Raw genomic sequence first — 14,689 nt, 5'->3', positions numbered from 1 at the left:
AAAAAACAACTGCGCTGTCGTTCGGGACGGTCCGGCGGCGCGTGAAAGGAAGGTTCCATGCACGATTATCAAATGCTCATCAACGGGGTGCGGGTCGACGGTGAAAACGGCCATTTCGATGTGGTCAACCCGGCGACGGGCGCTGCGTTCGCCCGATGCCCGGCCGGTTCCCTGGGCCAACTGGACCGCGCGGTCGAGGCGGCGCAATCGGCCTTTGTCGAGTGGCGGCACAGCACCCATGAAGATCGCCGCCAACGTCTGCTGAATATTGCGACGGACATCGAGCAGGACGCCGACGCGCTGGCCCGGCTCATCGTCCTCGAACAAGGCAAGCCGCTGGCGCTGGCGTTTTCTGAAGTCATGGGCGCGGCGGCCTGGACGCGTTATGCCGCCGAGCAGCAGATCCCGGTGGAGCTGGTGGAAGACACCCCGACCCAGCGCATCGAGCTGCACCGCAAGCCTCTAGGTGTCGTGGCTTCGATCACGCCTTGGAACTGGCCATTCATGATTGCCGTCTGGCACATCATGCCGGCGCTGCGTGCCGGTAATTGCGTGATCAGCAAGCCGTCGAGCCTGACGCCCCTGAGCACTCTGCGCCTGGTGGAAATCATCGCCAGTCATGTGCCCCGGGGCGTGATCAATGTCGTGACGGGTGAACAGGGTTTCGGCAGCGCGATCACGGCCCACGCCGGTATTCAGAAAATTGTCTTCACCGGCTCGACAGCCACCGGCCAGAGCGTGATGCGCGGTGCTGCGGCGAATCTCAAGCGCCTAACGCTGGAGCTGGGCGGCAACGATGCTGCCATCGTCCTGCCCGGCACGTCGGTCGAGGCGGTGGCCGAAGAGATTTTCCAGGCGGCCTTTCTCAACATGGGGCAGACCTGCGCCGCCCTCAAGCGCTTGTATGTGCACCAATCCCAATACGAGGCGTTCGCCGACGCACTGACACTCATCGCCGCGCGCCAGGTCGTTGGCGACGGCCTGGAGCCGGAAGTCACCTTCGGTCCGGTACAAAACGCTGAACAACTGGCGCTGGTGGAAGCACTGGTGGCGGATGCCCGGAACCGGGGTGCGCGCGTGCTGTGTGGCGGCGCACGCCTGGAGCGAGCGGGTTTCTTTTATCCGCCGACCCTCGTCGCCGATGTCAGCGACGGCCAGCGCCTGGTGGACGAAGAGCAGTTCGGCCCGGTGTTGCCGCTGATTGCCTACCGAGACGTCGAGGATGTCCTGCGCCGCGCCAACGCTGGCGACATGGGTCTGGGCGGTTCGGTCTGGGGCAGCGATGTGGACCAGGCCCAGGCCTTGGCCAGTCGCCTTGAAAGCGGCGTCGCCTGGGTCAACTGCCATGCGCAGATCCAACCGAACACGCCATTTGGTGGCAGCAAGATGTCCGGGTTCGGCGTCGAGTTCGGCCTTGAAGGGTTGCTGGAATTCACCGGCCAGCAACTGCTGTACGTACGCAAGCGTGAAACACAGTGAGGACTGCAACCATGTACGAGCACTACAAGACAGCGCAAAAGAAATTCTGGCACCCGATGAGCTCATCGGCGCCGGCCAACCGCTCCAAGACATTGGTCATCGCCCGTGGCGACGGTAACTACATCACCGATATCGACGGCCACCGCGTGCTCGATGGAGTCGGCGGCTTGTGGAACGTGAACGTGGGGCATAACCGCGCTTGCGTGAAGGCGGCCATCGCCGCACAGATGGACGAGTTGGCGTATTACCAGACCTTTGACGGCATCGCTCATCCACGGGTGTTTGACCTGGCCGAGCGGCTGACTTCGATGTTCGCCCAGGAAGACATGGCGCGGGTGTTGTTCAGTTCCGGCGGTTCGGACGCGGTCGAGACGGCCCTGAAAATGGCCCGGCAATACTGGATCGCCAGTGGTGAGCCAGGGCGCACGCGCTTCCTTTCATTGCGCAATGGCTACCATGGCGTGCACATGGGCGGCACCTCGGTGGGCGGCAACGGCGTCTATCACTACAACCATGGGCCGCTGTTGGCCGGTTGTCATTTGCTCGATACGCCGTGGCTGTACCGCAATCCCTGGGACTGCCGTGACCCGCAGGAACTGACCGCCCACTGCATTCGCCAGTTGGAAGACCAGATCGCCTTGCTCGGCGCCCAGACCATCGCGGCGCTGATCGCCGAGCCCGTGCAGGGCGCCGGCGGCGTGATCGTGCCCCCCGCCGATTATTGGAAAAAATTGCGCGAAGTCTGCGATCGCCACGGCATCCTGCTGATCGCCGATGAAGTCGTCACCGGCTTCGGCCGCACCGGTTGCATGCTCGGCAGTCGCGGCTGGGGCGTCGCGCCGGACGTGTTGTGCCTGGCCAAGGGCATCACCGCCGGTTACATCCCCATGGGCGCCACGGTGTTCAACCAGCGCATGGTCGATGCCATCGAGAACGGCCCGGGTTTCACCAGCGTGATCATGCATGGCTACACCTACAGCGGACACCCGACGGCGTGCGCCGCAGCGCTGGCGGTGCTGGACATCGTTGAGGCAGAGGATTTGCCAGGCAACGCCGGCAAGGTTGGCGCCCAGTTGCTGGAGCAACTGCAGCCGTTGGCCGAACGCCATGCGCTGGTCGGCGAAGCGCGTGGCAAGGGCCTGATGATTGCCCTCGATCTGGTGGCGAACAAGGCCACCCGCGAACCGCTGGATCCAGCCAACGGCCTGGCGTCGCGGATTGCCGAGCATGCACGTCGCGCCGGCGTCTTGGTGCGCCCGATCGGCAACAAGATCGTCCTGTCGCCACCGCTGACCCTCACGTCCGACGAGGCCGGCATGATGGTCGGCGCGCTGGACGACGCGCTCGCCAACTGCCGCTAGCCCGGCTAGCCGGTGCCGTTTGCGGTGCCGGCTTCCAAATATAAAAACAGCCTGTCAAGGCGCACCTCAAGGAGTTCAAGCCATGCGGTCTCTATCGCGTATGGGATTTTTCGGCAGTGGCCTGGCCTGCACGTTGGCGTTCTATGCCGCCAATCAGGTCCAGGCTTACGAGCTGTATGCCGATGACGACACTCACCTCAACGCCGACCTGCTGGCGGTGTTCGGCCACTTCAACAGCCGCAAGAACTACGACGGCAGGACGGGCGGTTCGACCTGGCGCGAAGGCTTCATCAAATATGGCGTGAGCGGCGACCAGGGCCTCGCCGGGCAGGGCACCGCCTACGGCGCCTTCAGCCTGGTCAGTTCCGCCACGTGGGGCGACGGTGACGCGTCGGGTAATACGCTGGGCAGCGAGCGCACGACAAAAATCGAGGACGCTTACCTGGGCTGGCGCTCCGCCGATCTGTTCCCGCTGCTGGGGCAGGATGGTGTCGATATTTCCGGCGGACGCCAAATCGTCAAGTTGGGCAGGGGATTCCTGATCAACGATGATGGGCCGAACCTTGGCAAAGGCCCGGCCGACGGGCGCTTGAATCGTGGCGGCGCCTATTACCTCGCTGCACGGCACGCGTTCGATCAAACCGCCGTGTTGCGCCTGGGTGGGCAGGATGGCCTGCATGGCAGCGTGGTGTGGCTTAAATCGGACAACCGCGCCCAGGCCGAAACCGAACTCGCTGCCGGCACGCTGGACTACACCGCCAAGGCCGGGACACTGGGGTTGACCTGGATCCATGGCCTTGATGTAAACGACCGCTGGGCCAGCGATTTCCAGCGGCAACGCAAGGGCATGGACGTCTATAGCATTCGCGGTGAAGGCGACGCCGGTATCGAGAACGCCAGCCTGGCCTTCGAGTACGCCTGGCAGGACAAGGACGCCGGCCCGCAGAACGCCTGGTACGCCGAGGCTGGCTACACCTTCGCGGATATAGCCTGGGCGCCGAAACTGACCTATCGCTATACCCGTTATTCGCAAAAGTGGGACTCGCTGTTCACCGGCCAGAGCACCGGTTACGGCACCTGGTTCCAGGGCGAGGTCGCTGGCAACTATGCCGGGCCCTTCAACAGCAACACAGGCATTCACCATGTCGGTTTGAAGGCCACGCCATTGGAGAACCTGACCCTCGGTGCGCTGTACTTCGATTTCAACACGGTGCGCAAGGACAGCGCCTTGAATCTGGATGCGCGTGAGCTGGATTTCTATGCCGAGTGGGCCGTGAACCAGCACTTGGTCGTCACGCCGCTGATCGGCCTCTACAAGCCGGATAGGGATGCAACGACGGGGGGCAATCAAGTGGCGGGCAATGGCACCAACGTGTACAGCCAGGTGACGGTGGCCGTGCCGTTTTGAAGTGACAACCCTGTGGTGGCGAGGTTGCTCCTGTTGGAACCTGGTAGGAGCTGCCGAAGGCTGCGATCTTTTGATCTTTTGATCTTGAGTCTTTGGCTGCCGAAAGGATCGCAGCCTCGCTACGCTCGGCAGCTCCTACAGCTCCCTCGCGATGGTTAGCCGACAGCGGGCAAATTCTGCATCCGCTCGGCAATCCGCCGTGTGGTCTCGACGACCATTTCAATCACGGTCTCCTGGCGCAGCAATTTGAAGCTGTCGGTGCTGCCCACGGCGGAAAGGCTGCCCACCACTTCGTCGAGTCCGGGGTTGATGATCGGTGCCGCGATACCGGTCAGCCCTTGGTTGAGTTCGTCGTGGGTCAGGCAATAGCCGTCCTTGCGGATCTTTTTCGTCGCCTTGGAAAAACCCGGCCAGTCATAGGGATTGTCGGGCTCGTTGGCCAGGTGTTCTTCGAACAGGCGCTGCAAGCGCCGACCTTTCTGGAACGCGATCAATACCTTGGACTGCGCGCCGCGAAAGAACGGTAACGGATGGCCGCGGCCGAACGAGAACTGGTAGGTGTCGTCGGGCTCGGCGATGTAGGTGTTGATGATGTGGCCGTCATAGAAAACGCTGGCGAACACTGCCAGGCCGGTTCGTTCGGACAGCTCGTGCATCAGCTCGCGACCGGCGACGAGGATCGGATCGTACTGACGCATCATCCAGTCGAGCTCGATGATCCGCGGCCCCAGGCCATAGCTGCCGGCATCCACTCGCACCAGCAGGCCCGCGTCACACAAGTCCTTCACGTAGCGGTACACGGTCGCCCGGGACAGGCCCATGCGCTCGGCAATGGTGTCGGGGTCGATCTTCAGTCGATCCGGGCCGAAGAGGTCCAGGACGCTCAGCATCTTGCTCAGGCTGCTCATTTCGCTCCTAAAGGGTGGAGTGGCGCGTGGGTGGCCGTTTGGGTGAGCACTATAGGTAGACCCATCGATGATGAAAAGCCCGCAGGGTCGGTCTGTAGCGCGCTGTCACGGTAACTCAAGATCTGAGAAATGCAAGTTGATCGGCTGGAATAAATCCGTCGGAAATACACATAAATCTCAAAATACGAGTTTATGAGTAAAAAATAGCTTGTTTTGTCGATTTCTCTGTGTGATAAATCTCAGCCATTGCAAACGCTCGATGAAGAGGGCTGGAAATGAATGGTGCGCAACTGATAGTGAAGGCGGCGGTGGCGAGCGGTATCGAATACTGCTTCGCCAATCCCGGGACGACCGAAATCCCCCTGGTGGCGGCCATGGCCAGTGCGCCAGCCCTCAAGCCGGTGTTGTCGTTGTTCGAGGGGGTCTGCACCGGCGCCGCCGACGGCTACGGGCGCATTGCCGGCAAGCCGGCGATGACCCTGACGCACCTGGGGCCAGGCTTTGCCAATGGCATTGCCAACCTGCACAACGCCCGTCGCGCCAACACCCCGATCGTCAATGTCATCGGCGATCACGCGTCCTGGCACGTCAACTACGATCCTCCGCTGGCCAGTGATATCCAGGCGTTGGCGGGCAGTGTCTCCGGCTGGGTACGTACTTCGCGCACGGCCTCTGGCGTCGGGGAGGATTTGCAAGAGGCGGTGCGTGCGGCCTGGCAAGCCAAGGGCCAGATCGCCAGTCTGATCCTGCCCATGGACCTGCAAGCCAATCCCGTGCAACACGAAAGCGCATTCACGTCGTTGCAGGCTCCGGTTCGGCGTTTTGCCGGTGACCGGATCGAGGCGGTCGCCCAGGCCCTGCGTGATGGCCGGCGCCTGGTATTTATCGTCGGCGACCAAGGCTTGTCCGTCGCAGGCCTGGAAGCGGCGGGGCGCCTGGCCCAGTTGGCGGGCGTGCGGATGTTCGCCGAGACCTTCCCGCGCATGAGTTATCGCGGTGGCGGCCTGCCGGACCTGGATCGCCTGCCGTACTTCCCCGAAGTGGCCATCGAGATCCTCGACCAATACGACGCGGTGGTGTGCGCCGGCGTCCCCGAACCCATCAGCTATTTCGGCTACGAAGGCATTGCCTCCCGGCTGGCCGAGCGTGATCGCCTGCTGTGTTTGGCCGAGGTGGGAGACGACGTGGCCGGGGCGCTCACCGCGTTGGCCGATGCGCTTGAGGCACCGGCCCATGTGCCCACGTCGATGGGCATCGAATTGCCTGCCGCCGAGGCTGAACTGACGCCGCAGTCGATCGGGCAGGTACTGGCCGCCTCGTTGCCGGACGACAGCATCGTGTCGGTGGAAGGCGGGACGTGCGGCTATCCATTCTTCACCGCCTCGGCCCATGCCGCGCGGCATCGGGTCTTGACCAACACCGGCGGGGCCATCGGCCAGGGCATCCCGGTGGGCTTTGGCGCCGCGATGGCCGAGCGCGGCAACAAGGTGTTCTGCCTGCAATCGGACGGCAGTGCGCAATACACCATCCAGACTTTGTGGAGCATCGCCCGGGAGCAACTGCCGGTGGTGATCCTGATCGCGGCCAACCACCGCTACGCCATCTTGCAGAACGAACTGCGCCGCTTCGGCATGACCGAGTTGGGTCCCGAAGCCCTGAGCCTGACGGTGCTGGATCGCCCACGCATCGATTGGAAGGCCCTGGCGAGAGGCTACGGCTTGCCGGCCAGCACCGTGCACACCAACGGCGAGTTGCAGCGTGCCTTGGCCAACGCCAAGGCCGATGGTGGGCCTTGCCTGATTGAAATGGCGCTGTGAGGAAGAGGATATGAGTCAGATTCAACTGTTACCTGCGGTCGAGCAGTTCCTGTCGCAACCCGGACGCCTTTTTATCGGCGGCACGTGGCAGGACGCGGCCGATGGTCGCCGGTTTGCCGTGGAGAACCCGGCAACCGAACACCCCTTGACCGAGGTGGCCGCCGGCGGCGAGCGTGACGTGGATGCCGCTGTCGCCGCCGCCCGTGCAGCCTTCACCGGTGCCTGGGCGCAGCATTCGCCGGCCCAGCGTGGGTTGCTGTTGTTTCGCCTGGCGGAACTGCTCGACCAGCATCGCGAAGAACTGGCGCAACTGATCACCCTGGAAAACGGCAAGCCGATCGCGACAGCCCGGGGCGAAGCGGCCAGCGCCGCCAACATCATTCGCTACTTCGCCGGTTGGCCGACCAAGATCGAAGGCAGCACGCTGCCCGTATCGCCCGCCAGCGGCGCACCGATGCTCAACTACACCTTGCGCGAGCCGGTGGGCGTCTGCGCGCTGATCGTGCCGTGGAATTTCCCGCTGACCATGTGCGTGTGGAAGCTCGGCCCGGCGCTGGCGACCGGTTGTGTCGCGGTGCTCAAGCCCGCCGAACAGACGCCCCTGGTCGCGATTCGCCTGGTGCAATTGATCGAGGCTGCCGGTTTCCCGGCTGGGGTAGTCAACCTGCTCACCGGCCTCGGCGCCCAGACCGGCGCACCGCTGGCCCAGCATCCGGACGTGGACAAGATCGCCTTCACCGGTTCGACCCAGGTCGGCCGGCTGATCGCCCAGGCGGCCACTGGCAACATGAAGAAGGTCTCGCTGGAGTTGGGCGGCAAGTCCCCCAACATCATCCTGCCGGACGCCGACATCGTCCGCGCCGCCAAGGGTGCCGCCGATGGCATCTTCTACAACCAGGGCCAGGTCTGCACCGCCGGATCGCGCCTGTATGTGCATGCCAGCGTTCTCGACCAGGTACTTGAAGAACTCCAGCGCCATGCGGCCGCCCATGTGCTCGGGCCCGGCCTGGATCAAGCCAGCAGCATGGGCCCGCTGGTCTCGGCCCGGCAACTGGGCACGGTGCGTGGCTACTTGCAGCGGGGCCAGGAGGAAGGCGCGGAGCTGATCTGCGGCGGCGACCGACCGGCCCACCTTGAACGCGGCCACTTTATCCGCCCCAGCGTATTTCTCGACCGCGCCGAGCGCGCCTGTGTCGCCCGGGAAGAAATCTTCGGCCCGGTGCTGACCGTCATGAGCTGGACCGACATCGACGAACTGGTGCTGCGCGCCAACGACTCGCCTTACGGCCTCGCCGCTGGCCTGTGGACCCGTGACTTGCGTTCCGCCCACCGCGTGGCCGCGCAGTTGAAGGCCGGCTCGGTGTGGATCAACTGCTGGAACGTCGTTGACCCGGCTTCGCCATTTGGTGGCTACAAGCAATCGGGCTGGGGGCGGGAAATGAGCAAGAACGTGATCGATGCCTACACCGAAACCAAAAGTGTCTTCGTCGATCTGGCCTGAACCGAATAATCACAAGGGGAACTGCTATGGATCTGGAATTGAAGGGCCGCGTCGCGATCGTCACCGGCGGTGGCATGGGCATCGGCAAGGAAGTCGCGCGCTTCCTGTCCCAGGAAGGCTGCAAGGTGGTGATCTGCGCGCGGCGCATGGAGTACCTCCAGCAGGCCGCCGAGGAAATCACTGCGCAAACCGGTAACGAGGTATTGCCGCTGTTCTGTGACACCAACCAGATGACGGCGGTGTCCGACATGGTCGAGGCCGCTCACCAGCACTTCGGTCGCATCGACATCCTGGTCAACGGCGCCGCCGCCCCGTCCGGTGTGGTGCGCAACGACATCGAACATGCCGGCGATGATGAATTGCTCTCGGACCTCAACACCAAAGTGATCGGCTATTTCCGCTGCGCCAAGGCCGTGACCTCGCACATGAAGGCCGGTGGCTTCGGGCGGATCATCAACATCGGCGGCCTGACCGGGCGCGGCAGCAAGGTGCTCTCGGGCATGCGCAACCTGGCCATCGCCCACATGACCAAGACCCTCTCCGACCAGTTGGGCCCCGCCGGCATCACCGTCAACCTGATCCACCCCGGCGTGGTCGACACCCCGCACATCCAGGAGCTGTATGAACGCGAAGGCGTCAAGCAGGGCAAGACGGCCGCGCAGGTGGAGCAGGGCTACATCGACGCGACGCCGATCCGGCGCACCCTGGCGCCCATCGAAATGGGCTGGCTGATCGGCTTCCTCGCATCCCCCAAGGCCGGCGCCGTGACCGGGGAGTCCATTGGCATCGATGGCGGCTTGACCCGCGGCATCTTCATTTGAGGAGCAACCCGTGATGAGTAACGGAACCCTTTTGGTCGCCACCGTCGGGCAGGCGATTATCCGCAGTGCCGACGATGGCCGCACCTGGCATCGCCTGGGGCTGGGCCAGGACCTGGAATTCGATGCGATCACCCGGTCCCTGAGTGTCCATCCCGATATGCCTGAAGTGATCTATGCCGGCACCGATATCGGCCTGTGCGTCAGCCGGGATACCGGCGGCCATTGGCTGCAGGTGGATTCGCCATTCAACGGGCAGACCGTCTGGAAAGTCGCGGTGGATCCCCAGGATGCCCAGCGCGTTTTTGTCGGCACCGGCGCGCCTTCCCGCGCCGTGCTGTGGCGCACCCTCGACGGCGGCGAAAGCTGGGACCGTGCCCCGGTGGAGATCCCAGAGTTCTGCGACGGCGTCAGCCGGCCGCGTTTGCTGGCCTTCGCCTACGACCCGACGGATCGCAACCAGCTCTGGTTCGGCCTGGAAGAGGGCGGGTTGTTCCACAGTCGCGACGGAGGCGATAGCTGGACCCGTGTCGATGACCGCTTGCTGTGGGATTTCAATTCGGACGTGCACAACATCCTGGTGTTGCCCAACCACGGGCAAAAAGTCATCGTGGTGGTGTGCGTCAACGCGGTCTACCGCAGCCTCGACGAAGGGCAGACCTGGACCGGCATCATCGCCCGGGAAGCCTTCGGTTTGTATTACGTGCGCGCCATGAACGCCCCGTTGGGCAGCGACGACACCCTCTACCTGAGCATCTCCGACGGTACCCCGGGGACCACCAGCAAAGTGCTTGTCTCGCGGGATGCCGCGGTCAGTTGGGAGGTGCTGCCGTTGCCGCAGCAACCTAATTCCTGCGTCTGGGCGATCGCCGTGAACCCGGCCAATCCTCGGCAGATTGTCGCCGGCACCAAGTACGGCCATCTGTTCACTTCCGAAAACGGTGGCGACGGCTGGCAGAAGCAGTGGCGTGAATTCAGCGAAATCGCTGATGTGCTGTGGACGCCCGCCGTGGCGCAGATCAAGTCCGGGCATCAATCCATCGTCAAGAAGAACTGAGGTACCGCGCGATGAAAGTCGAAGTCGTTCGTACTCATCTGTCGCTGTTCGTCAGCGACCCTGAAGTGTCGGCACGTTGGTACGCCGACGTGCTGGGCATGCATGAAAGCGCCCGGGGTGAAAGCTGGATCATGATGGCGTTCGGTGCCAAGCACCACGACATTGCCTTGATCCGCGCAGAACCCGGCGCCCACCAGGGCGGCCTGGGGTTGCAGCACTACGGGTTGGAGATCGCCGGGGACATGACCACCTTGCGCAAGCTCTACGGCATGTTGCTGAGCAAGGGCGTCGAGGTGGTGAAGATCACCGATCACGAGATCGGCAACGGCGTGTATTTCAACGACCCCGATGGCAACCGCATGGAATTCTTCCTCGAGTCCGAACACGACGACGCGCGCGGCAAGGCCCGCTTCAAGGCCGCTGGCGCCCCCAGCCGGCATTTCGATCTCGATCCACTTTGAATGAGGTTTCTGTTATGAAAACCGCGAATTTCGCCAGCTATCACCTCCGCAAATGGTACAGCTTCGTCGAGGAAACCCTGGCCAACGAAACCGGCCAGTTGGCCGATGGCGAGCCGCTGTTCAAGTACGCCATCGCTGCGGTGATCGCCAACCCGTATGCCGGCCGTTTCAGTGAAAGCCTGGCGGAGCTGGTCGAGCCTTCGCCGTTGTTGGGCCAGGAGTTTGGCCGACGCATTCGGGTAATGGCTGGGCAGCGCGAGATCGTCAGCTACGGCAAGGCGTGCCTGGTGGGTAGCCAGGGCGAATACGAGCATGGCAATGCGTTGCTGACCAACCCGGCGGCGGATCCGATCCGGGTCGCGCTGGGCGGCGGCAAGTCCTGGGTGCCGTCCACCGGCAAGCGGGGCGGCCCTGGCGTGACCATCGACGTGCCGCTGGCCCACAAGGACGCGCTGTACGTCCGTTCCCACTACGACAGCATTTCGCTGTCGTTCGGCGACGGTCCCGCAGCGGACGAGTTGGTCATCATCTGGGCCTTCGCCACGCGCGGGCGTTTGCATGCGCGCCTGGGCGGCTTGCAGGCGGCGGACGTCAAGGGCAATGACGGCCTGTATTGAGGCGCTGATCGCGGGGAATGACCAATGTCCGAAAACAGCCAGTTTTTCATCAATCGATCGGGGATGCGCCTGCATTACGTGCGCTGGGGCAACCCATCCGGCGTTCCGGTCTTGCTGCTCCACGGGCTACGCTCCTATGCCCAGACCTGGGCGCCCCTGGCCGATGCATTGGGCGAGCATTATTGCTGCCATGCCCTGGACCAGCGCGGCCGTGGCCAGAGCGATTGGGCCGAGGCTTCCAGCTATCGCACCGAAGCCTATGTGAGCGACCTGGAAGATTGGGTCGCGCACCTGGGGCTGGAGCGTTTTGTCCTGGTGGGGCATTCCCTCGGCGGCACCAATGCCCTGGAATACGCCCGGCTCAATCCCGGACGGCTACACGCCCTGGTGATCGAGGATATCGGTCCCGGCTCGTCGATCCGCGGCGAGGGCGCCGAGCGTATTCGCCGGGAGATGAGCCAGACGCCGCTGGTCTTTCCAGACTGGGACAGCGCCGCGCAATTCTGGCGGCAATCGCGACCGGGCTTGTCGGCCGACGGTCTTGCCTCCCGGTTGACCTACTCCATGAAGCAAACGCCCGAAGGCATCGAATGGCGTCACGACCAGAAAGGCATTGCCGAGGCGCGCCTGAGCATCACGCCGACTGACCTGTGGCCAGCGGTGCGGGCGCTGGATTGCCCGACGCTGTTCATCCGTGGCTCGCGTTCGGATTTTCTCCCGTTGGCAACCCTGGAGGCCATGAAGGAGGCGAATCCGCGCGTGCAAACGGCGGAAATCGCCGACGCCAGCCATTATGTTCATGACGACCAGGGCGAAGTGTTCAACCAGGTCGTCGCGGATTACCTGCGCGACCAACTCTTGCAATTACAACAATAAAGCGGTGAATAGCGATGAAGCAGGACAAAACCCAGGTTGTCATCGTGGGCGGCGGCCCGAACGGGATCACGGCGGCGCATTACATGGGGCTGTACGGCATCGACTGCATCGTCCTCGAATTGGCCGAGGGCATCCTGCCGTATCCCCGCGCGGTGGGCATGGATGATGAGGCGCTGCGCGTGCTGCAAGGCATCGGCATCGCGGAGCTGGTTGCGCGGGACATGATCTGCAACGTGCCCCTGCGTTACTACAACGCCCGCGGTGTGTGCTTTGCCGAGGTCAAGCCGAGCACGGCCCACTACGGCTGGCCGATGCGCAACATTTTCATGCAGCAGTTGCTTGAAGGGACCTTGCGCGAGCAGTTGGGCAGGCATTCGGGTGTCGAGTTGCGCCAAGGCCATGAAATGCTCGACCTGGAGCAGGACGAGCAGGGCGTGACCTTGCAGGTGCGCGATGCCCACGGTGAGCTTTATCAGTTGCACGCACAATATGTGATCGGCGCCGATGGCGGGCGGTCCAGCGTGCGCAAGAAACTCGGTATCGAGCTGCTGGGGCTGACCCATCCGCGCAAATGGGTGGTGGTCGACACCGCCAACGACACCCTGGATGCGCCTTACACGGCGCTGCACGCCGATCCCCAGCGGCCCTTCGTCTGCATCTATTTGCCGTACCAGCAGCGGCGCTGGGAGTTCATGCTGCTGGAGGGCGAGGACGAGGCCCACATGTGCGAAGAGGCGACGATCCGCACGTTGATCCGGGGGCATGTCGGCGATGCGGTTGATCAATTGGAGATCATCCGGATCCGCGCCTACACCCACAATTCCCGCGTGGCGGCGCGTTTCGTCGAAGGTCGCGTGGCCCTGGTGGGCGACGCGGCGCACATTTCCCCGCCGTGGGCCGGGCAGGGGCTCAATTCGGGTTTGCGGGACGTGGTCAATGTGGCGTGGAAGCTGGCGGCGATTCTCCAGGGCCGGGCCTCGCCGTCGATCCTCGGCAGCTACGATCAGGAGCGTCGCGGCCATGCCACGGATCTCATTGCGCTGGCCGACAACATGGGCGCGGTGTTGGGGCTGACCAACCCGCTGATGGCCGGCGTGCGGGACTGGCTGTTCCAGGCCGTGAACAGCGTCGACAACCTTCGCTCGCACTTGCTCGAATTCAAATTCAAACCCAAGGCGACCATCACCAAAGGTCTGGTCTATCACGAGCGTGCCGAGCTGCATGAGGATGATCTGGTCGGGCAACTGTTCATCCAGCCGGCCGTGGAAGATGCCCAGGGACAGCGCCGGCATCTGGACGACGTGCTGGGACACTCGTATGCAGTGCTCGGTTATCGGGTCAATCCCGCGGCGCACCTGGGTGAAGACACAGCCGCCTACTGGGCGCGCTGGGGTACACGCTTCATCCAGATCAATCGCTCGCGCAGCGGTGTGGGGCGCAACCAACCCTTGTCGGCCAGCGGCGTCATCTGCATCGAAGACGTCGACAATCGCCTGGGCGAGTGGTTTGCCAAGGTGCGTGATTGCATCGTGGTAGTGCGGCCGGATCGGTTTGTCGCGGCGATCACCACGCCGGAAAGGCTCGACGGTGTCTTGCGCAAGCTGGCGGAGCAATTGTCATGAGGCCGGATGACGATCTGTTGGTCCGGCTTCACGATGCCGGGCAGACCGCACAGGCGTTGCCGTCGTTGGTGCCAGAGGCTTACGACGTGCCGACGGGTTATGCCTTGCAACGCGAGGCATTGCGCCGACGCCAGGCCAGCGGCGAGCGGTTGAGCGGGTGGAAAGTCGCCTTTGCCGGCCGCGCCGCCCAGGACCGTTTTGGTATCGATGAGCCGGTGTTGGGCGCGCTGACCGATGCCATGGCCGTGGAACCCGGCAGTTCGGTGCCGCTTGCACGGCTTATCCAGCCGAAGCTGGAAATCGAACTGGCGTTTGTCCTGGGGCGTACGCTGGCGCCGGGCTTCTATAGCGACGAGGACATCCTCGCCGCCGTGTCCGAGATCGCGCCGGCATTCGAAATTGCCGATTGCCGGTGGCAGGGCTGGCGTTTCGGCGTCGGGGCGTTTCTGGCCGACAATGCCGCCGCTGGGCTTTACTGCCTGGGGCCGCGGGTCAGGTTCGCGGCTGATCAATTGCCCCACGTGGACTATCGGTTGGAATGCGACGGGGTGGTATGCGGCGAAGGGAATATCCTGGAGCGTGAGGACACGCCGGTGGCGAACCTGTGTTGGTTGATCCGACGCTTGTTGGCGGACGGGCAGTGTGTCGAGGCGGGGCAGGTGGTGCTTTCCGGGTCGTTATTGGCACCGTTGGACATCAAGACCACTGAATACCGCTTGCACATGCTTGGCATGGAACTGGCTTTGATTTTCCTGTAGGAGCCG

At 63.6% G+C, this 14,689-nt stretch carries 13 protein-coding genes; 12 read left to right on the top strand and 1 reads right to left on the bottom strand.

Annotation, left to right across the window (positions count from 1 at the left end):
* The first annotated feature begins 57 nt into the window (after positions 1-57).
* The 3 genes from OC610_RS02885 to OC610_RS02875 all read left to right on the top strand — a co-directional run bounded on the left by OC610_RS02885 (position 58) and on the right by OC610_RS02875 (position 4,248).
* Positions 58-1,479 (top strand): aldehyde dehydrogenase family protein, encoded by a 1,422-nt coding sequence (locus OC610_RS02885; protein ID WP_264426414.1) that lies wholly within the window; start codon positions 58-60, stop codon positions 1,477-1,479.
* 11 nt (positions 1,480-1,490) lie between these two features.
* Positions 1,491-2,840, top strand: a complete 1,350-nt coding sequence (locus tag OC610_RS02880; RefSeq protein WP_264426413.1) for an aminotransferase class III-fold pyridoxal phosphate-dependent enzyme — start codon at positions 1,491-1,493, stop codon at positions 2,838-2,840.
* A gap of 82 nt (positions 2,841-2,922) precedes the next feature.
* Positions 2,923-4,248: an alginate export family protein gene (locus OC610_RS02875; protein WP_264426412.1), complete on the top strand. Its 1,326-nt coding sequence runs from the start codon at positions 2,923-2,925 to the stop codon at positions 4,246-4,248.
* Between the two features lie 155 nt (positions 4,249-4,403).
* On the opposite strand, the gene OC610_RS02870 is transcribed toward OC610_RS02875, so the two are convergent.
* Positions 4,404-5,156, bottom strand: coding sequence for an IclR family transcriptional regulator (locus tag OC610_RS02870; protein ID WP_264426410.1), 753 nt, complete (start codon positions 5,154-5,156; stop codon positions 4,404-4,406).
* A 275-nt stretch (positions 5,157-5,431) separates the two neighbouring features.
* Between OC610_RS02870 and OC610_RS02865 the strand changes: the two genes are divergently transcribed.
* From OC610_RS02865 to OC610_RS02825, 9 genes are read left to right on the top strand one after another with little or no spacing between them, the layout of a single operon-like run.
* Complete coding sequence (locus tag OC610_RS02865; protein WP_264426409.1) at positions 5,432-6,973, top strand: acetolactate synthase large subunit; 1,542 nt, start codon at positions 5,432-5,434, stop codon at positions 6,971-6,973.
* A gap of 10 nt (positions 6,974-6,983) precedes the next feature.
* Positions 6,984-8,474 (top strand): aldehyde dehydrogenase family protein, encoded by a 1,491-nt coding sequence (locus tag OC610_RS02860; RefSeq protein WP_264426408.1) that lies wholly within the window; start codon positions 6,984-6,986, stop codon positions 8,472-8,474.
* Between the two features lie 26 nt (positions 8,475-8,500).
* Positions 8,501-9,295: an SDR family NAD(P)-dependent oxidoreductase gene (locus OC610_RS02855; protein ID WP_264426407.1), complete on the top strand. Its 795-nt coding sequence runs from the start codon at positions 8,501-8,503 to the stop codon at positions 9,293-9,295.
* 13 nt (positions 9,296-9,308) lie between these two features.
* Positions 9,309-10,349, top strand: coding sequence for a WD40/YVTN/BNR-like repeat-containing protein (locus tag OC610_RS02850; RefSeq protein ID WP_264426406.1), 1,041 nt, complete (start codon positions 9,309-9,311; stop codon positions 10,347-10,349).
* 11 nt (positions 10,350-10,360) lie between these two features.
* Entirely contained in the window at positions 10,361-10,810 is a 450-nt protein-coding gene (locus OC610_RS02845) for a VOC family protein (RefSeq protein WP_217859683.1), read from the top strand.
* A 14-nt stretch (positions 10,811-10,824) separates the two neighbouring features.
* The gene (locus tag OC610_RS02840) at positions 10,825-11,427 is read left to right on the top strand and encodes an amino acid synthesis family protein (RefSeq protein ID WP_264426405.1); all 603 of its coding nucleotides are present in this window, start codon (positions 10,825-10,827) and stop codon (positions 11,425-11,427) included.
* A gap of 24 nt (positions 11,428-11,451) precedes the next feature.
* Positions 11,452-12,303: an alpha/beta fold hydrolase gene (locus OC610_RS02835; protein WP_264426403.1), complete on the top strand. Its 852-nt coding sequence runs from the start codon at positions 11,452-11,454 to the stop codon at positions 12,301-12,303.
* Between the two features lie 14 nt (positions 12,304-12,317).
* On the top strand, positions 12,318-13,925 hold the full coding sequence (locus OC610_RS02830; protein WP_264426401.1) for a bifunctional 3-(3-hydroxy-phenyl)propionate/3-hydroxycinnamic acid hydroxylase: 1,608 nt from the start codon (positions 12,318-12,320) through the stop codon (positions 13,923-13,925).
* On the top strand, positions 13,922-14,683 hold the full coding sequence (locus OC610_RS02825) for a 2-keto-4-pentenoate hydratase (RefSeq protein ID WP_264426400.1): 762 nt from the start codon (positions 13,922-13,924) through the stop codon (positions 14,681-14,683). The genes OC610_RS02830 and OC610_RS02825 overlap by 4 nt, the downstream gene beginning before the upstream one ends.
* Positions 14,684-14,689 lie beyond the last annotated feature (6 nt).

Source organism: Pseudomonas agronomica, from assembly GCF_025917275.1.
Lineage (GTDB): Bacteria > Pseudomonadota > Gammaproteobacteria > Pseudomonadales > Pseudomonadaceae > Aquipseudomonas > Aquipseudomonas agronomica.
This window is presented reverse-complemented; position numbering and strand designations above follow the sequence as displayed.